14 protein-coding genes are annotated in these 18,744 nt (G+C 73.0%); 2 read left to right on the top strand and 12 right to left on the bottom strand.

Annotated features, from left to right (window positions below; translation table 11 throughout):
- Positions 1–54: 54 nt before the first annotated feature.
- From WMF14_RS28770 to WMF14_RS28780, 3 genes are all read right to left on the bottom strand, one after another.
- A complete protein-coding gene (locus WMF14_RS28770) occupies positions 55–1,842 on the bottom strand; it encodes a hypothetical protein (protein ID WP_437791118.1) in 1,788 nt (595 codons plus the stop codon).
- Entirely contained in the window at positions 1,829–2,590 is a 762-nt protein-coding gene (locus WMF14_RS28775) for a S8 family peptidase (protein WP_437791121.1), read from the bottom strand. The genes WMF14_RS28770 and WMF14_RS28775 overlap by 14 nt, the downstream gene beginning before the upstream one ends.
- 74 nt (positions 2,591–2,664) lie before the next feature.
- On the bottom strand, positions 2,665–3,615 hold the full coding sequence (locus tag WMF14_RS28780) for a hypothetical protein (RefSeq protein WP_437791123.1): 951 nt from the start codon (positions 3,613–3,615) through the stop codon (positions 2,665–2,667).
- 206 nt (positions 3,616–3,821) lie between these two features.
- Between WMF14_RS28780 and WMF14_RS28785 the strand changes: the two genes are divergently transcribed.
- A complete protein-coding gene (locus tag WMF14_RS28785; protein ID WP_437791125.1) occupies positions 3,822–4,427 on the top strand; it encodes a hypothetical protein in 606 nt (201 codons plus the stop codon).
- A 37-nt stretch (positions 4,428–4,464) separates the two neighbouring features.
- On the opposite strand, the gene WMF14_RS28790 is transcribed toward WMF14_RS28785, so the two are convergent.
- Positions 4,465–6,489 carry an ATP-binding cassette domain-containing protein gene (locus WMF14_RS28790; RefSeq protein ID WP_437791126.1) on the bottom strand — a complete coding sequence of 675 codons (2,025 nt, stop codon included), beginning with the start codon at positions 6,487–6,489 and terminating at the stop codon, positions 4,465–4,467.
- A gap of 18 nt (positions 6,490–6,507) precedes the next feature.
- On the opposite strand from WMF14_RS28790, the gene WMF14_RS28795 reads away from it, so the two are divergent.
- Positions 6,508–7,182 (top strand): hypothetical protein, encoded by a 675-nt coding sequence (locus WMF14_RS28795; protein WP_272094109.1) that lies wholly within the window; start codon positions 6,508–6,510, stop codon positions 7,180–7,182.
- 289 nt (positions 7,183–7,471) lie between these two features.
- Here the strand turns inward: WMF14_RS28795 and WMF14_RS28800 are convergent, their stop codons facing one another.
- From WMF14_RS28800 to WMF14_RS28835, 8 genes are all read right to left on the bottom strand, one after another.
- On the bottom strand, positions 7,472–8,974 hold the full coding sequence (locus WMF14_RS28800) for a pyruvate kinase (RefSeq protein WP_437791128.1): 1,503 nt from the start codon (positions 8,972–8,974) through the stop codon (positions 7,472–7,474).
- A gap of 223 nt (positions 8,975–9,197) precedes the next feature.
- The gene (locus tag WMF14_RS28805; RefSeq protein WP_437791129.1) at positions 9,198–11,666 is read right to left on the bottom strand and encodes a SpoIIE family protein phosphatase; all 2,469 of its coding nucleotides are present in this window, start codon (positions 11,664–11,666) and stop codon (positions 9,198–9,200) included.
- A 19-nt stretch (positions 11,667–11,685) separates the two neighbouring features.
- Positions 11,686–12,063, bottom strand: coding sequence for a hypothetical protein (locus WMF14_RS28810; protein WP_437791131.1), 378 nt, complete (start codon positions 12,061–12,063; stop codon positions 11,686–11,688).
- On the bottom strand, positions 12,044–12,457 hold the full coding sequence (locus tag WMF14_RS28815) for a hypothetical protein (RefSeq protein WP_437791133.1): 414 nt from the start codon (positions 12,455–12,457) through the stop codon (positions 12,044–12,046). The genes WMF14_RS28810 and WMF14_RS28815 overlap by 20 nt, the downstream gene beginning before the upstream one ends.
- A gap of 298 nt (positions 12,458–12,755) precedes the next feature.
- Positions 12,756–15,245 (bottom strand): SpoIIE family protein phosphatase, encoded by a 2,490-nt coding sequence (locus tag WMF14_RS28820; RefSeq protein WP_437791135.1) that lies wholly within the window; start codon positions 15,243–15,245, stop codon positions 12,756–12,758.
- A gap of 17 nt (positions 15,246–15,262) precedes the next feature.
- Positions 15,263–15,640, bottom strand: a complete 378-nt coding sequence (locus WMF14_RS28825) for a hypothetical protein (protein ID WP_272094115.1) — start codon at positions 15,638–15,640, stop codon at positions 15,263–15,265.
- Entirely contained in the window at positions 15,621–16,076 is a 456-nt protein-coding gene (locus WMF14_RS28830; RefSeq protein ID WP_272094116.1) for a hypothetical protein, read from the bottom strand. The genes WMF14_RS28825 and WMF14_RS28830 overlap by 20 nt, the downstream gene beginning before the upstream one ends.
- Positions 16,077–16,253: 177 nt before the next feature.
- Complete coding sequence (locus WMF14_RS28835) at positions 16,254–18,737, bottom strand: SpoIIE family protein phosphatase (RefSeq protein ID WP_437791137.1); 2,484 nt, start codon at positions 18,735–18,737, stop codon at positions 16,254–16,256.
- Positions 18,738–18,744 lie beyond the last annotated feature (7 nt).

Below are 18,744 nucleotides of genomic sequence, written 5' to 3' on the forward strand. Positions count from 1 at the left end.
TTCGACGGTGGAAGGGTAGCGACAACCTGGGTGAGGTAGCGCGCGGCTCGCGGGTCAACCTGGGTGGCTCGGGTTGTTCGTGACGACAAACCCCAGCGCCTCCACGCTGGCGCGGGCATCGCCGTCCCAGCCGAGCTGCGGATCCAGGCGAAGCTCGCCCGGCGCGAGCACGGCGGGCAGCGCCATCAGACCAACGAGCTCGACCGCATCGAGCTCCGCGCCGGTGTCGCCCGCGAACGGCGGACACAGTACGCGCCCTGCCGGCGCGAGCGCCAGCGCTGCGCGCAGCGGCTCGCCCAGCGTCGCGCGCAGCACGGCTAGATCGTTGCCGACGGCGGCTGGCGTGGCGACCGCCGGCCAGATCCAAACCGTGAAGCCGGGCAGGTCGGCCACGCAGACCGCCATCGCGCGCTCGGGGGGGAGCGCGCGGCCACGGGTGCCGAGGGGCGATGCCGCGATCGCCGCGACGATGAGCCCCGGCCGGGCGAGCGTCAATGCTGCGAGCCGACCGAGGTTGCGCTGAGCCGCCGTCCGGCGAGCGGCGATCGCAGCAAGGTGGTCAGGACGATCGTAAACGAGCTCGACCTCGCGCTGCATTGCCACGTGAGGCGACGTCTGCGCCGCCGCGGCGAGCGCCCGCTCGCGGGCATCGCCATCCAGCGCCGGCCCTCCCATCGCCGGGAGTGGGTCCATTTCCTCGATTTCCAGACGCTCCCGGAGCAGCTGCGCCACCCGCGAGGACAGACCCAGGGAGCCGAGCGACCAGGCGGCGGAGAACCAGTCCGCCGGCTCCGCGAGCGCGAGCGCCTCGGTCGAGGCGCGATCCCAGGCGGCGAGCGCCTCTCCGAGCGGAAGGCCGAGCGCGCGGAAGAGCGCGCCCGCCTCGTCGAGCGCCGCCGCCGCGCCCGGATCGCCGAGATCCCGCCGCGCGCGCCCGATCGCCCTCGAAGCGTAAGCGACCCAGGTTCGGAGCGGCGGCGCGGCGCGCTCGGCAATGTCGCGGGCGGAAGTCGCCAGCGCGAGGGCGTCGTCGGCGCGGCCGAGCTCGAGCGCAAGCTCCGAGAGGAACGTGAGGGCGCGCGCGCGGCCGAACGCGTCGCCGAGGCGCGCGCACAGCCACTCCTGTCGCTGGAGCGGGGCCCGGGCGCGCTCCAGGGCGCCGAGGCCGAGCGCCGCCGCGCCGAGCTGGCCGCAGGCGATCGCCTCGCCCACGGAATCGCCGCGGCGGCGATGGAGCTCCGCCGCGTGCTCGAGCAGCGCCTCGGCCGCGCCGTGCGCGCCGAGGGTCACGTAGAGCGTGCCGAGCGAGTTCAGGATCTGCGCGCGCTCGCCGAGGAACGGCTCCGAGCGGCGCAGCGCCGACAGCAGCGTGCGCTGCGCAGCCGCCGCGTCGCCGAGGAGCCGCTCGGCCGTACCGCGGTAGTGGGCGGCGACGACGGCGGCGCGGCGGCCGGGATCGCCTGCGGCCGCGATGGCGTCGAGCTCCGCGATGGCGGACGCACAGGCCGATCGTACGTCGCGGCGCAAGCGCGCGAGCGCCGCCTCGCACCGCGCGAGGTCACGGGCCTCCGTGGCCCCTTCTCGGTCGAACGCGGCGACAGCACCGTCGAGGTGCAGGACGGCGGCGTCCAGCGCCCCCTCACGCAACGCGAGCGCGCCGCGCCCAAAGCCGAGCGCCGCCGCGACGAGCGGGCCGCCATGAAGCGCCGCCGCCGCAGGATCGCAACCGGCACCGAGGAGCGCCTCGACGCGGTCGAGCTCGGCGCGGACCTCTGCGCCCGGCGCGCTCCGCAGCAGCCGCGACAGCGGCGACACGCTTTCGAGCGGATCAAGCGGGAGCACCGCGCTCCTCCACCCCCTCGCCGCGCGCCCCGCGCGCGAGCCCGTGCAGCGCCGCCTTCACCGCCTCGATCGAGAGCTCCGGCCAGGCGGCGCGGATGCGCGCGACGTGCGCGGTCACGTGGGGCGCAGCGAACGACGTGCCGGTCCAGCGCCGCTCGCCGCCGCCGGGCGCGGGCGCGAGCACGTCGTCGCCGGGCGCGAGGATCTCGTGGTCGAGCGTGAGCTCGCTCCGGAGCGCCTCCGGGTCCTGGAAGGCCCCTCTACCGACGCCGATCAACGACTTGAAGCGCCCTGGATAGGTGCGGAACGCCGCCGCGTTCGGGCCGGCGGCCACGAGCACGACCTCCGCGGTGTAGGCGGCGTCCGCGACCTCGTAGAGCTCGACCAGCGAGCGGTAGTCGCCCGGGCGGAGCGGCGCGTTCTTCGGGATGTCGATGCCGAGGCTCAGGTTGACCACAGAAAATCGCTCGCCGACGCAGAAGCGCAGCGCGGCGACGAGCCCGTCACGCGAGCACCGCCCGCCGTCGCCGAGCGCGCGGACGCTCGTGATCTCGGCCGCGGGCGCCATGCGGTGGACGATGCCCGCGCACGCCGTCCCGTGCCCGCTGAGATCTTCCGGAGCGCACGGCGCGACCCCGTACGCGCCGCCGCCAGCGCCGCGCTGGACCAGGGCGACGTGCCGCAGCGCCGCTGCGCGCAGCGCGGGGTGCGAGGCATCGACGCCGGAGTCGATCAGCGCGACGCGCACGCCGGCGCCGCTTCGCGAGCTCGGGCGTGGCGCACCGTGGAGTTCGCCGCCCGGTCCTGCCGGAGAAGCCGTGGTCACGCGGAGCTCCCCTCCCCTGCGGAGGCCGGCGGCCCTGCATCGCCGGCGCCGCTCGCGTAGGCGTCGATCCGCGCGAGGAGGTCGAGGGCCAGGCGGGCCTCCGCCTCGCCGCGCTCGGCGAGCCTCCCCACCACCGCAGCGAGCTCCAGGCGGCGGCGGTACTCGGGCGTGAGGCGCAGCGCGTGGATGTGCCGCTCCAGCGCCGCGCGGAGCGAGGTCGGCGGCGGTGCCGCTCCTTCCGGGATGGGAGGCTCCGCGCCCGACGCTTCTCGCCGGCCCGGCCCTGCCGCCGGCTGGCCTGGCGCCTGCGCGAGCAGGTCGGGCATCGCGCGCGCGAAGAGCTCGAAGACGACGCGCTCGGTGCGGAACGACTCCACGGTGAGCGCGAGGACCTCGGCGAGCCGCTCGGCCATGTCGAGCTCCCGCCCTCCGAGGGGCGCCTCGTGCGAGAGCAGCGCGGCGCCGCCGACGATCGCGTCGCCGACGCGGATCGGCACGAAGATCGCGGACGTCGGCGCGGCGCCTAGGAGCGGCCGGAGCGGCGCGATCATCGGATCGCCCTCGGACAGCTCCACCGCGTGCCCGCCGCCGCCACCGAGCAGGTATGCGAACGGGGTGCCGCTCGGCGGCAGCTCCGCGCCCGGGGCGCGGAAGCCGACCGCGTCGGCGACGACAGGGACCGTGAGCCGCCCGAGCGTTTCCATCTCGAGCGCGACGAGCGCCTCCGAGCACGGCATCGCGAGGCACGCGAAGCGCAGGTGCTCCCCGAGCCCGCGCACCCGCGCCTCCACCGCGCCGAGGAGCGCCGCCGACTCGACGGTCGAGAGCAGGTCGCGGAGGCGCGCCGTGAAGGGCGCGAGCGGCGAGCGCAGCGCGTGCGGGTGGGGCGGGAGGGCCCGCGCCGGGGCGGGCGAGACACCCGGCGCGGAGCGGTCGGCGAGCGGCATGGGCCACCGATGCTACCGCCGGACCGCGCCGGAGCGAACCGCCATGACCTCCGTGAGATCCGGTTGACGTACCCAGCTCCTCTCCTAGCATGCAGCGACATGCGGCGATTCGGCTGTCCGGCGCACCGTCCGAAGCGTCCGTCCGCGCGCACGGCCGTTCGAGCGCGATCCACGGCCGCGAGGCCCCTCGATCCGGCGCGGTCGCGATGAGCCCGCCCGTCCGCAAGGGGCGGCGTCGCCTCGCCGTCATCCTGTGGGGTGTCCTCGGTGTCGTGGCCGTGCTGGTCGAGGCCCTCTGTCGTCTCGGCGCGACGGCGGCGCGCATCCTGACGGTGCATGCGCTCACGACGGGACAGCTCGTCCTGCTCGCGGCCTGGACGGTCACGATCGCCTACTTCGAGGGGTACCGCGGCTTTCAGCAGCGCTTCTCGCCGCGGGTCGTCGCGCGCGCGCTCCACCTCGCCGAGCACGGGCGGCCCCTCCACGTGGCGCTGGCGCCCCTCTACTGCATGGCGCTCCTCCACGCGACGCGCCGCCGGCTGATCGCGACGTGGGCGCTCGTCGCAGGCATCGTGGCGCTCATCCTGCTCGTGCGGCAGATGCCCCCGCCCTACCGCGCGATCGTCGACGCAGGCGTCGCCTTCGCGCTCGCCTGGGGGGCCGTATCCATCCTCGTTTGCCTCGCGCGAGGGCTCGCGGGCCGCCCGCTGGGAATCTCGGCGGACGTGCCCGAGGAGCCGCGCCGCGCTGCCATCGACGCCGAGCATCTCGCCCGCCAGGCCGCGCGGGCAGGCGGCCCCTGCGATCCGTGACCTCCGCGCGCGAGCGGGGTGACCGCGCGCGCCTTCATCAGCCTGCCGCCGGGCTCGCGGACCGCTGCAGCGCCTCGGCCAGAAGCGACCGATAGAGCGGCGAGCTCTCGCGAAGGGATTCGTGCGTGCCCACCGCCGCGACCCGACCGCCGTCGAGCAACACGTTGAACGTCGACCTGAGGAGGTGCGGCGCGTGGGTCACGACGATGGCCGTGCGCCCGGCGGCGACCTCGCAAGCCGTGCGGAGGACCGCCTCGGCGGTGGCGCCCGGCAGGCCCGCCTCCGGCTCGTCCAGCACGAAGACCCGCGGCTCGCGCAGCAGCACCCGCGCGAGCAGCAGCCGCCGCGCCTCACCGCCCGACAGGCTCGGCGGTGAGGCGCGCACCTCCGTCGCGAGGCCGCGCGCGGGCCGCGCCTCGCCCTCCGCCGGCGGCGCGCCTGCGAGCTCGTCGAGCTCCACGCGGCGGAGCGCCTCGCGCATGCGCTCCTCCGTGGGCGCGGGATCGAGGCCGAGCGCCAGGTTGTCCGCGATGCTCCGCTCGAACAGCCGCGTCGATTGCCCCACCACGCCGAACAGCCGCGGGAGCTCCTCGGGCGGGATCTGCCGCAGATCCACGCCGCCCACGGCGATCGCGCCCGACGACGGATCGTCGAGGCGCAGGAGCAGGCGCAGGAGCATCGACTTGCCGCTGCCGGAGCGACCGCAGACGCCGACCACCGCTCCGGCGGGGATCGAGAGCGACACGCCGTCGAGGACGGGGCGGCTCGCGCCCGGCGGCGTGAACGTGACCCCCTCGAAGGCGATCGACAGGGGGCGCCTCGCCTCGCCGTCGAGGTGCATCGCGAGGCCGCCGGAGGGACGGGGCGGGTGCTCGGGCAGGCGCAGCAGCGCGAGCGTCGCGCGCAGCAGGGGGGCGCGCTCGATGAAGCCGGCGCGGAGGGCGTCGAGCGCCTCGAGGCGCGCCATCAACAGCGGCACCACGAGCAGGAGCTCTCCGACCTCCCCTGCGCCGGCGCCCCCGCGGGAGGCCGCGAGCGCGGCGACGATGACGAGCGGCGAGAGCGCCGCGAGCGTGCCCTTGATCTGGCCGGAGACGGCGAGCGCCTGGCCGAAGCGGCGGCGCGCGTCCGCGACCCGGCGCGCGGCCACGGCGAGCTCTCCCTCGGCCTGGGCGCGCGCGCCGAGCAGGCGAAGGTCCTCCGCTCCCGCCAGCGCCTCGCCCACCGCGCCGAACACGGCCGTGTCGGCGTGCTGCATCTCCCGCATCGCCCGCGCCACGCGGCCCGAGGCCCGGTCCGCCGCGAGGCGCGAGGCCGCGAACAGCGCGGCGCCGCCTGCGAGGACGAGCGCCATGCCGCTCGAGACCAGCGACCCGGCGAGGACCGCGAGCGTCGCGAGCGCCTGGGGCAAGCCGGTCGCGACGGCGATCGCGAAATCGGCGACGAGGCCGGCGTCCCGCGCGATCGCGAGCCGCACGACCTCCGCGCCCCGGACGGGCGGCGCGGGCCCGGCGCTCGGCGGCCGCGGCGCGGGCCCCGCCGCCTGCGCCGCGATGAGCGCGCGCCCGGCGGCGTCCACGTCGCGGGGCGAAGCGGAGAGCGCTGCCCGGAAGAGCGCGACGCGGAGCGCGGCGGTGAGGTCGCCGCCGAGCTCCGAGCTCTTCCGGCCCGAGAGCACCGCCAGGGAGGCGGACACGAGCGTGGCGCCGAGCGCGGCGAGGACCGCGGCCGCCGGCGGTGCGCCGGCGAGCAGCCGGGCGAGCGCGCCGCCGATGCCGCCCGAGGGCGGCGCCTCGCGCCCGGCGACAGCGCCGAGGGCCACGCCGGCGATCGCCGGGAGCAGGCCGGACAGCGCGCCCGCGAGCGACGACAACGCCACGACGAGGGCGAGGCGCGCGGCGGCGCTGGACGAGGCGCCGCGGAGGCCTCCCGATGACGACGACATGGGCGGCGCGCCCCCCTCGCGCAGCGAGCGAAGACCGATCCGCAGGATCGCGAGGAGCGCGCGCATCGACGTGCGATGCCACGGTACACTGCCGACGCCGTTGCGCGCGACGCGCATTCGATCGACCCTCTCCTCGTGCGTACCGCGGTCGTGGTCCTGCTCCCGCTGCTCGCGGCCTGCGAGCGCCCGCCGCCCGCGCCGCCGGCGGGGACCGACGCCGGGGCGCTCACCCCCTGGACGCGCGGCGTCGCCGCGTCGCTGGACGACCGCGGCGCCCGCCTCCGGACGGACAGCGCGCCGGCGGTGGGCTCCGTCGAGCCAGACGCGCTCGAGGAGATCCTCGCCGCAGCGCGGGAGGCCGCCCCCAGGCCGGCCGATGGCGTGAGCGTCGAGAAGATCGGCACCAGCACAGGCCTTCCAGCGCCCTCCGCGCTCCCGCCGGAGCCGGCGCCCGCCCCCGCCCCTGCCCCCCGGTCGCGCGTCGAGATCGGCGCGCCCATGGTGCAGGCCAACATGTCGAGCCCGGCGATCGAGAAGGCGGCGCGGGCGCAGCTCTACTGGGACCTCGTGCAGCGCTGCCGCGGCCCGGGCGGGAGCCTGCTGCCGCCTGACGCCATCCGGGTGGAGTTCAATGTCGACGCCGAGGGCTATATCGTGGTGCCGACGATCATCGGGAGCGCGTCCGACCCCCGGTACGACGAGGCGGCCACTTGCATGCGGCGGGAGCTGTCGGGCGCAGCGTTCCGCGCGCCGGCGGGCGCGCGCGGGCTCCCAACCCGGGTCGACGCCACCGTGCCTTCAGTTGACTGAGCCGGAGCGGCTCCGGCGGGCGTGCTGGCCGCCTGCCGCGGGCTACCCACCCCACCGGGCTGCCCACCCCCGGCTGCCCACCCAGGTTGGGTCATCCGACGCCCCAACCCGGGTCGGGTCCACCGGGTCGCCCAACCCGGGTCGGCTCGACGCCCCAACCCGGGTCGGGTCCACCGGCCCACCCCCGGCTGCCCACCCAGGTTGGGTCATCCTGGCTACGCACCCCGGGCTCGGGCTGCCCACCCAGGTTGGGTTGACCCAGACCTCCAACCCGGGTCGGCTCGACGCCTCAGTCGAGGCGTGAGACCCCGAGCGACCGCATGAGCGCCCGTTTCTTGTCCTGGTGCTCGTGCATCCGGCGCAGGACGTCGACCACGAAGGCGACCGTCGCGACGATGTTCTCACCCTGGTTGAGCATCACGCACTCGGCGCGCGAGCTCATCGCCGCGTCCGTCACCTCCCCGCGGGTCGGCACGCCCGTCTTGTTCAGGCTCTCGAGCACCTGCGTCGCCCAGATCGCGGGGACCAGCGCGGCCTCGCAGAGCCACAGGAGCTCCTCCTGGACCTCCGCCAGCCGCATGAACCCCATCTCGACGGCCATATCGCCGCGCGCCAGCATCACCCCCACGTTCTCGCTGCGCATCGCCGTGAGCAGCAGCCTCGGAAACCGCGCGAACCCAGGCGTCGTCTCGATCTTGAGGACGATCCCCAGGTGAGCGGCCTCGCGCGCGCCGAGCTCCGCCTGAATGCGCTCCACATCGGAAGGAGACCGAACGAACGAGAGCCCCACCATGTCCGCGTGGCGCGCGATGAAGCCGAGATCCTCCAGATCCTTCGGCGTGAGCGACGGGATCCCGAGCTCGGTGTCCGGAAAGTTCAGGCCCTTTCCTGGCTTCAGCTTCACGGAGCCCTGGCGGGCGAAATCCACCTCCACGAGCGCCGCGCCCTCGGTCACGAGCTTGACCGTGCCGCCGAGCCGCCCGTCGTCGTAGAACACCCGGTGCCCGGGCCGGAGGTCGTCGACGACCTCCGGGATGGTGCAACCGAGCGCGAGCACCTCCCCTGCGCCGGTGCTGCCCGCCGAGGGGCGCGCCCGCTTCACGTCCTTGCAGAGCCAGAGCCAGGGCCGCTCTCCCGGCTCGGACAGCGTGACGCGCGCCGGATCCCCGTCGATCTTGCTCACGCGCGGGTTGGGCCCGGCGATGTCGCAGAGGACCTTGCACCGGACCCCGGTCTCCCGTCCTGCCTCCCGGAGCCGCTCGATGAGCCCGGCCCATGCGCCCGCGTCCTCCTTCGCGCAGTTGATCCGCGCGACGTCCATCCCGCCCTCGAGCAGCCGCTTCAGCTCGCCCTTCCGCGCGTCCCCGGGCAGCGTCACCATCACCCGCGTCGTTCGCCCCTGGCGCCCCTCCCCGAGCAGCGCCCGCGCGTGCTCCTCGAGCAGCGCGCCCCCCGACGCGAACGTGGTCGGCGACTCGCCGGGGGGCCGCACCACGGGGCGCCGCGCGAGCGCGTCGAGCGCGCCGCGCACGGCGTCGAGGGAGGCCAGCGCGCAGCGCTCCAGGCGCCCCAGCGAGCTCAGCCCGAGCGACGCGAGCTGCCGTTGCAGCTCGCGGATGTCGTGCTGCCGGACGGCGAGGTAATGCAGCAGGTTCGTCGCTCCCGCTCGGTGCTTCGGGTGCACCGCGTCGATCAGGTGCCGGTTGCGCAGCTCGTGCTCGATGGCGCTCGCACGCAGCGCCTCGACGGCGGCGAGGGCGCGCTCGACAACCTGCAAGTCGGGATAAACCATGGCGCGATCTCCGGGCTCCGGCGCGCGGACCCCCGCGTCCGCTGCACCACACCGCGACGCGCGCCGCGCGCCGCGCCGATGACTCCAGCATCGCGCGCAAGACCAGTCCAGCGCCCCACGCCGGAAGAGCGCGGGCGAGGACGGAACGTCTCCATTCCTTCACAGCAGCGTCATCGAGCGCCGCCATGCCGGGGCGACGCGACGGTAAGGGCAGCCCCGGGCGCTACGGCGGCGAGCGGTACCGCGCCACGACGACCGTGATGTCGTCGTCCGGGCTCGGGCACCACCCCTCGACCTCCCTCAGGATCCTGTCTCGGATCGCCTCGACCGGCGCGCCCTGCACGGCCTCGATGGCGGTGCAGAGCCGCTCCAGCCCGAACTGCTCGCGGTGCGCGTTGCGCGACTCCGTCACGCCGTCGCTGTAGAGCACCAGGACGTCCCCGTCCTCCAGGACGAAGTGGGCGTCCCGCGTCACCTCGTCGATGACGGGCAACACGCCGATCCAGACGCCCGAGCTCGGGATGCACACGCACCGCCGCGTGCGCGCCGAGCACACGATGATGTCGTCGTGCGCCCCCGCGAACGTCACCCGCCCGCCCCGCTCGTACCGGAGCAGGAGCAGCGTCGCGTGCTCGTCCCGCTTCAGGCGGCCGCGCACGTTCTTGTAGAGCGCCTTGTTGAGCGCCGCGAGCAGCTCGCTCGGGCTCGCGCCCGGGTCCCTGCTCGTCAGCGCCGACACCATGCTCTGGATCATCAGCATCACGAGCCCCGCAGCGAGCCCGTGCCCCGCGACGTCGCCGATCCCGAGCCAGCCCCCCTCGGGCGTCGCGATGACATCGTAGTAGTCGCCGCCCACCTCGGCCGCCGGCGTCATGGCCGCGGAGAGCTCCAGCCCCTCGATGTGCAGGTGCTCCGGCACCAGCGTCGTCTGGAGGCGCGCCGCGAGCACCGTCTCCTGCCGCTCGCTCTCCTGCTCCAGCCGCTCGCGCAGCTCCACCTGCCGCACCATCTCCCGGTGCAGCGCCACGGTCTTCACCGCCGAGCCGATCTGGAGCCGCAGCGCGTCGTAGACCATCTCGTTCATGCCGCTGTTCAGCGCCATCACGCCGAAATACTCCGTGTCACCGAAGGTGAGCGGCATCACGACGACGCTCCTGCGCTCGCTCGAGCTCAGGAACCCCGGAGGGGCCAGGGAGCGCGACGGGAAGATCTCGGTCGGCGGCGCCACCTCGCGGCCGTCCTCCATCAGGAAGAGCGTCTTCAGCGTGGCTCGTTGGGCGTCGTCGTAGAGCGAGACGGCGGCGCGCGTGAAGTGCAGCCTCGGCATCTCCGAGGCCAGCATGCGCTGGAACAGGGGCAAGCTCAGGCACGTCGAGAACCACCGCCCGCTCCAGCTCAGGTCGATCGAGGCGACCTCGACGTCGAGGCGCTGCCGCCCCTCGACGCGCACGGACGCGCTCCCGATGAGGACGCGGCACGCATGCCACAGCTGCTCCAGGGCCTCGTTCACGGCGGCGTCGCCCCCGTCCTCGACAGGCCGCCGGAGCCGCGCGCGCAGGAGCGTCACCACGCCCTGGAACAGATCGAGGAACACCCCCTCGCGCCCGGCCGTGTCGAGGACGCGCTCCAGCACGTGCAGGAAGCACCCCTCGTGGCCCGCGAGCTCCTCTTCCAGCGCCGACAGGAGCCCGCCGGCCCAGCCGTCGAGCGACGCGGCCGGGATCCCCACGGCCTGCTCGAGCGCGCGCTCCAGCTCGTCGCGCCGGCCGCCGAGCGACATCGCCCCGAGGCGCGGCGGGCTCGTGAGCGGCCGCATCGCGACCGCCTGGTACGCGCAGCCGCAGGACTCGCGCCGCGTGAGCTCGATCTGCTGCATGTTCCGATCGGGGACGGCCTCGCCGTCGAGCATGCGCACGACCGTATCGAGCGCGATCTCCCCGAGCCGCTTGATCGGCTGGCGCACCGTCGTCAAGGACGGCTTCGCGTAGCGCGCCACGCCCACGTCGTCGAAGCCGCACACCAGGATGTCCCTCGGCACGTGGAGGCCTCGCGCCTTCAAGAGCTCGATCGCGCCGAGGGCCATGTTGTCGTTCGCCGCGACAACGGCGTCGAGCTCGACCCCGCGGTCCAGGATCTCGGCCATCGCGGCGCGGCCCGTGTCGATCGTGAACTGGCCGCTCGCGACGAGGCGCTCGTCGTACGGGATCGCGCGCGCGGCGAGCGCCTTGCGGAACGCGCCGGCGCGGATCTTCGCCTCCTCGTTGTTGACCGGCCCGCCGATGTACGCGACGCGCCGGCACGCGTGCTCGTCGAGCAGGTGGCCGGCCGCCATCTCGATCCCGAGGCCGTTGTCCACGACGATGCTCGGGATGCCCTCCAGCGGGATCCCGATGCTGCAGAGGGGCATCGGCGCGTAGTCCTCGCAGAAGCGCTGCACCCCCTCGGCGCCGACGAAATTGCACAGCGTCGCCGACGCGACCACGATGCCGTCGACCGCCTCCGCGCTGACGAGGCGGTAGATGCTGTTCTGGGCGGCCTCGGAGGGACCATGGGCGGAGAGCGTCTCCCCGACGGCGATCACGAGGTTGACGTCGTGCGCCTCCGCGGCGCGCTCGACCCCGATCCGCAGCGCGGATTGGTACTCGCCGCGCACATAATCCATCACGAGGGCGATCGTCCGGCGCTTCTTCATCTTGTCCCGCGGCTCTCCGTCAGGTGTCCTCGATCGAGACCAGCTCCGGAGACATGCGCTCGAGCGCCGCCAGGCTCCGTCTTTGCCATCCCAGCCGCGCGTCCGTGCGGAACTGCACCTTGCACTTCAGCCCCTGGCCCGCGAGCCCGCAGGTGAAGCTGATGAACGCTTTCAGGCAGCTCGAGTTGAGAAAGTAAAGAGCCCTTATATCGAACTGCACCGCGCTGATGGACAGGCGCATGACCTCTCCCTGGAGGGCCTTGAGGCAAAGGCCGAGCGGCGCCGCCGCCGCCATGTCGCCCGTGCCGGTGAGCTTGACGCCGAGGGTGTCGTCCCTCAGCGTCGGCTCGATCCCGAAGCTCTCCGTGACGACAGGCTCAACCCGTAAACCGCTCATCTCCCCTCCATCCCGCAACGGGCGCCTGCGCGATGATCGTCAGCCTGCTCCCCTCGATCGTGTAGTCCACGTCGAGCCCGCCCTCCGCGCGCACCCGCGCGAGGCCGAGCCCGGATACCCCTTCTACCATCGCCGTCTCACAGATGAGTTCGTCATAGTGCTTCACAGGATCGCTCGCCGACCTCAGCGCGGAGAGCCGCCGCTCCACCTCGCGCAGCCGCTCCGGCGACGCCTCGTTCCGCGCGCGAATCACGAGGACCCGCGCGCCCTCGCCCCCCTCCAGCGCGAGCTCGAGGCTGACCTCCCGGCCGGACGAGTACTTGACGAGGTTCTCGGCGAGCTCGTGCGCGGCCATGTAGAACCGCGAGCTCGCACTCTCATCGTCCAGCACCATCCCACAGAAGCTGGACACCAGCCGCAACACCGCGCTAGCCATCCGTTCACTCGGGAAAAACGTGATGCATAAGAACGGTGAAGCGTCCTGGCTCAGTCCGGAAGCTAACACGGTTCACGCAGCGTACGTAATTCTTGCACCGGATCCAATCCCCCTTGGTCGGCCGTGTGCTCATGTAGGCGAGCGAACGATCGCGAGCGCACGGCGCGCCGTTCACGTCGTCCGTCACCACCCCAGCGCTCCGCCGCTCCGCCGCTCCGCCGCTCCGCCGCGCGTCGGCCGCGGCTCGACCGATGCGTCAGGGCTGCCGGGGGGCGCGGTACCTCGCCACGACGATCGTGATGTCGTCGTCAGGGCTCGGGCACCACCCCTCGACCTCCTTCAGGATCCGGTCACGAATGACCACGACGGATTCGGTCTGGACGGCCTCGATGGTGGTGCAGAGCCGCTCGAGGCCGAACTGCTCATGGTGGGCGTCGCGCGCCTCGGTCACTCCATCGCTGTAGAGCACGAGGACGTCGCCGTCCTCCAGGACGAACTCGGCGTCTCGCGTCATCTCGTGGATGGATGGCAGCGTGCCGATCCAGACCCCCGTGCTCGGGATGCACACGCAGCGGCGCGTCTTCGCGCGGCACACGAGGATGTCGTCGTGCGCCCCCGCGAACGTCACCCGCCCGCTCCGCTCGTACCGCAGCAGGAGCAGCGTCGCGTGCTCGTCCCGCTTCAGCCGACTGCGGACGTTCTCGTACAGCGCCGCGTTGATCGCCGAGATCACCCTGGCGGGGCTCGCCCTCGGATCCCTGCGCGTCAGCGCCGAGACCATGCTCTGGATCATCAGCATCACGAGCCCCGCAGCGAGCCCGTGCCCCGCGACGTCGCCGATCCCGAGCCAACCGCCGTCGGCGGTCGCGAGCACGTCGTAGTAGTCGCCGCCCACCTCGGCGGCCGGCTTCATGACGGCGCAGAGCGAGAGCCCCGCGACCGACAGCCGCTCCGGGACCAGCGTCGTCTGGATGCGCGCCGCGACGACGCTCTCCTGGCGGACCCTCTCCTGCTCCAGCCGCTCGCGCGCCTCCACCTGGCGGACCATCTCCCGGTGCAGCGCCGCGGCCTTGACCGCGGAGCCGATCTGGAGGCGGAGCGCGTCGTAGATCAGCTCGTGCGCGCCGCTGTTGAACACCGCGACACCGAACTTCTCCTCGTCGCCGAACGCGACCGGGAGCGCGATCATGGTCGTGCACTCCCGGCCCCCCAGGAACCCGTCGGGCGCGAGGCGCCGCGCCGGGAAGCTCGCCGCCGGCGGCTCCACCTCGCGGCCGTCCTCCATCAGGAAGAGCGGCCTCATGACACCTCGCTGCGCCTCGGGAGCGTCGTCATACAGAGACACCGCGGCCCGCGATATCCCGAGGACCGGCAGCTCCGACGCGAGCACGCGCTTCAGGCTGGGCAGGCTCAGGCACGTCGAGAAGCTCCGCGCGCTCCAGCTGAGGTAGGTCGCCGCGAGCTCCACGCTCAGCCGCCGCTCCCCCTCGATCCGCATCGACGCGCTCGAAATGACGATGCGCGACACGTGCCAGAGCCGCTCGAGGGCATCGTAGAGAGCGACGCCCCCGCCGCCCGACGGCGGCCGGCCGAGCCGCTCCCGGAGCACATCGATCACGCCCTGGAAGTGATCGAGGATCGCGCCCCCGCGCCCCGCCGCGTCGAGGAGCGCCTCGAGCGCGTGCCGGAAGCGGCCCTCCCGCCCCGCGAGCTCGTCCTCCAGCGCCGACAGGAGCTCGCCAGGCCAGCCGTCGAGCGAGCCAGTCGGGATGGCCACGCTCCTCCTGAGCGCGGTCTCCAGCGACTCCCGCCGCGCCGCGACCAGGGACGCCCCGTCGCGCGCCGCCGAGGCCGACGGCGAGAGCGAGGCGCTCGCCTGAACCCGGCAGCCGCACGACTCACGGCACGTGAGCTCGACGTCGAGGAGCGCCATGTCCTGGACGACCTCGCCGTCGAGCATGCGCATCATCGTGTCCATCGCCTGGGCCCCGAGCCGCTTCATGGGCTGGCGAACGGTGGTCAGCGACGGCTTGGAGAAGCGCGCGATGAAGGCGTCGTCGAAGCCGGATACGAGGATGTCCTGCGGGACGCGGAGCCCCCGCTCCGCGAGCAGCTCGATCACCCCGAGGGCCATCTTGTCGTTGGCGGCGACCACGGCGTCGACCTCGACCCCTCGGTCCAGGATGTCGCGTATCGCGACACGGCCGCTGTCGATCGTGAACGCGCCCACCGCGAAGAGGCGCTCGTCGAGCGGGAGGCCGCGCGCCGCGAGCGCTCCCCAGTAGGCGTCGGCGCGCGCCCTGGCCTCCTCGTTGTTGGCCGGTCCGCCGACATACGCGATGTTCCGGCGCCCGTGGACGTCGATCATGTGCCCGACCGACAGCTCGATCCCGAGGCCGTTGTTCACGATGAGGCTCGGGATACCGTCGATCGCCATCCCGATGCTGAAGACGGGCAGCGGCGCGTAAGCCCGGAAGAACGCCCGCATCCCCTCGATCCCGATGTGGTGGCAGAGGGTCGCCGACGCGACGATGATGCCGTCGACCGTCTCCGGGCCGATGAGCTGATAAACGCTGTTCTGGGCCGCCCCCCCCTCGCCGGGCAGCGCGAGCGTCTCTCCGAAGGCGATCACGAGATTGACGTCGTGGGCCTCCGCGGCGCGCTCGATGCCGAAGCGCACCTCGGACTGGTAGTCTCCCCCGACGTAATCCATCAGGAAGGCGATCGTCCGGCGCTTCTCGCTCATCTACCGCGGCTCTCGCGTCAGGCGTCGGCGATGGAGACGAGCTCCGGAGACATGCGCTCGATGGCCGTCAGGCTCCGCCGTTGCCAGCCCAGCCTCGCGTCGGTGAGGAACTCCACCTTGCACTTCGGCCCCTGGCTCGCGAGGCCGGCAATGAAGCTGATGAACGCCTTCAGGCAGCTCGAGTTCAGGAAGTAAAGGGCCCTCACGTCGAACTCGATGGCGCTCACGCGGAGGCGCGCCGCCTCGGCGTGGAGGTCCTTGAGGAGCAGACCGAGCGGCGCGACCGCCGCCATGTCGCCCGTGCCGGTGAGCTTGACGACGACGGTGTCCTCCCTCAGGGCAGGCTCGATCCCGAAGCCGTCCGTGACGACGGGCTCAACCCTTAAGCTGCTCATCGACCCTCCACCTCCCCACCGGCGCGTGCGCGATGATCGTCAGCTCGTTGCCCTCGATCTTGTAGTCCACGTCGAGCCCGCCCTCCGCGCGCACCCGCGCGAGGCCGAGCCCCGACACGCCTTCTATCATCGCCGTCTCACAGATGAGCTCGTCATAGTGCTTCACAGGATCGCTCGCCGCCTTCAGCTCGAAGAGCCGTCTCTCCACCTCGCGCAGCCGCTCCGGCGACGCCTCGTTCCGCGCGCAGATCTTCATGACGCAGGAACTCTCGCGCTCCTCCAGCGCGAGCTCCAGGCTGACCTTGGGGCCCGAGGAGTACTTGATGATGTTCTCGGCGAGCTCGTGCGCGGCCATGTAGAACCGCGAGCTCACGTTCGCGTCGTCCAGCACCATGCTGCAGAAGCTGGACACCAGCCGAAGCACGCTGTTGGCCATACGCTCGCTCGGGTGGAACGAAATGCAAAGAAACAGTGACCCGTTCTGACTCGGTTCGGACACTGACACGATTGGCGGAGCGTACGTGGTTCTCAACCCGGATCCAATCCCTTCTGCTGACACCGACGATAGCGCTCATGTAGGAAAGCGGGCGGCCTCGGGCCACAGTTGCCACAGTTACAGTGTTCGAGGCGCGCTGTACCTCGCCACGACGACCGTGATGTCGTCATCGGGGCTCGGGCACCAGCCCTCGACCTCGCCGAGGATGCGGTCCCGGATCGCCTCGGCGGGCGCGCCCTGGGAGGACTCGATGGTGGTGCAGAGCCGCTCGAGGCCGAACTGCTCATGGTGCGCGTTGCGCGCCTCCGTCACGCCGTCGCTGTAGAGCACGAGGACATCCCCGTCCTCCAGGACGAACTCGGCGTCTCGCGTCATCGCGTCAATGGCGGGCAGCGCGCCGATCCAGACGCCAGAGCTCGGGATGCACACGCAGCGGCGCGTCTTCGCGCGGCACACGATGATGTCGTCGTGCGCCCCGGCGAACGTCACCCGCCCGCTCCGCTCGTACCGGAGCAGGAGCAGCGTCGCGTGCTCGTCCCGCTTCAGCCGACTGCGGACGTTCTCGTACACCGCCCCGTTCACCGCAGAGAGGATGTCCCCGGGGCTGGCGCGCGGGTCGTTGCGCGTCAGGGCCGAGATCATGCTCTGGATCATCAGCATCACGAGCCCTGCAGCGAGCCCGTGCCCCGCGACGTCGCCGATCCCGAGCCACCCGCCCTCGTCCGTCGCGAGCACGTCGTAGTAATCGCCGCCGACCTCGGCGGCCGGCTTCATGACCGCGGAGAGCTCGAGGCCATCGACCGAGAGCTGCGCCGGCACCAGCGTCGTCTGGATGCGCGCCGCGACGACGCTCTCCTGGCGGACCTTCTCCTGCTCCAGCCGCTCGCGCAGCTCCACCTGCCGCACGACCTCCCAGTGCAGCGCCGCGGCCTTGACCGCCGAGCCGATCTGGAGGCGGAGGGCGTCATAGACCATCTCGTTGGCGCCGCTGTTGAGCACCGCGACACCGAACTTCTCCTCGTCGCCGAACGCGACCGGGAGCGCGATCACGCTCCTGCGCTCTCCGCCGCCCAGGAACCCTTCGGGCGCGAGGCGGCGCGCCGGGAAGCTCTCCGCCGGCGGCTCCAGCTCGCGGCCGTCCTCCATCAGGAAGAGCGCCTTCATGGTGGTGCGCTGCGGGTCGTGCGCGGTGTCATAGAGCGACACCGCGACCCGCGAGAACTGCATCCGCGGCAGCTCCGACGCCATCATGCGCCGCAGGATGGGAAGGCTCAAACAGGTCGAGAAGCTCCGCGCGCTCCAGCTCAGGTAGAGCGACGCGAGCTCCACGTTGAGCCGCTGCTGCCCCTCGGCGCGCACCGACGCGCTGCCGATGACGATGCGCGAGGCGTGCCAGATCCGCTCGAGCGCCTCGTCGAGGACCGCGTCCCGGAGGGCCCCGTGGCCCCGGCGGTACTGCTCCCGGAGCAGCGTGATCATGCTCTGGAAGTGCTCGAGGATCGCGCCCTCGCGCCCCGCCGCGTCGAGGAGCGACTCGATCGCGCGCAGGAAGCGGCCCTCGCTCCCCTCGAGCTCCTCCTCCAGCGCCGACAGGAGCAGACCGGCCCAGCCGTCGAGCGAGCCGGCGGGGATCGCGACGCTCTTCTCGATCAGGCGCTCCACGTCGTCCCGCTGGCCAGCGGAAGGGAGCGACGCGCTCCACGCCTTGCTCGAGGGCGCGCCCACGGGATCCACCTGGTAGCCGCAGCCGCAGGACTCGCGCAGCGTGAGCTCGACCGGGAACAGGTTGTACTCGGGGACCGGCTCGCCCTCGATCATGCGCACGATCATGTCCACGGCGCGCGCGCCGATGCGCTTGATGGGCTGGCGGATGGTGGTCAGCGACGGCTTCGCGAAGCGCGCGATGACGGCGTCGTCGAAGCCGCACACGGGGAGGTCCTTCGGGACGCTCAGGCCGTGCGCCTTGAGCTCCTCGATGGCCCCGAGCGCCATGTTGTCGTTGGCGGCGACCACGGCGTCGAACGCGGCCCCGCGCCCGATGATCTCCCGCATCGCGGCGCGCCCGGTGTCGATCGTGAAGCCGCCGAACGCGACGAGGCGCTCGTCGACGCGGAGCGAGCGGTCCGCGAGCGCGCGCCTGTAGGCGTCGGCGCGGACCTCCGCCTCCTCGTTGCTCGGCGGGCCGCCGATGTACGCGACGCGCTGGCGCCCGTGATCGTCGACGATGTGCCCGACCGAGAGATCGAGCCCGAGGCCGTTGTCGACGACGAGGCTCGGGATGCCGTCGATCGCCATCCCGAGGCTGCAGATCGGCAGCGGCGCGTAGGACCGGCAGAACCGCTTCATCCCCTCGATGCCGACGTGGTGGCAGAGCGTCGTCGAGGCGACGATGATGCCGTCGACCGTCTCCGCGCCGATGAGGTGATAGATGCTGTTCTGGGCCGTGCTGGCCGCCCCGGGGAGGGCGAGCGTCTCGCCGAAGGCGATGACGAGATTGACGTCGTGCGCCTCGGCGGCGCGCTCGACCCCGAAACGCACCTCGGACTGGTACTCTCCTCGTACGTAGTCCATCAGGAGGGCGATCGTCCGGCGCTTCTTCATCGTGTCC

Origin of the sequence: Sorangium sp. So ce693, from assembly GCF_051521375.1 — a bacterium.
In the GTDB taxonomy this organism is placed as follows: Bacteria; Myxococcota_A; Polyangia; order Polyangiales; family Polyangiaceae; genus Sorangium; species Sorangium atrum.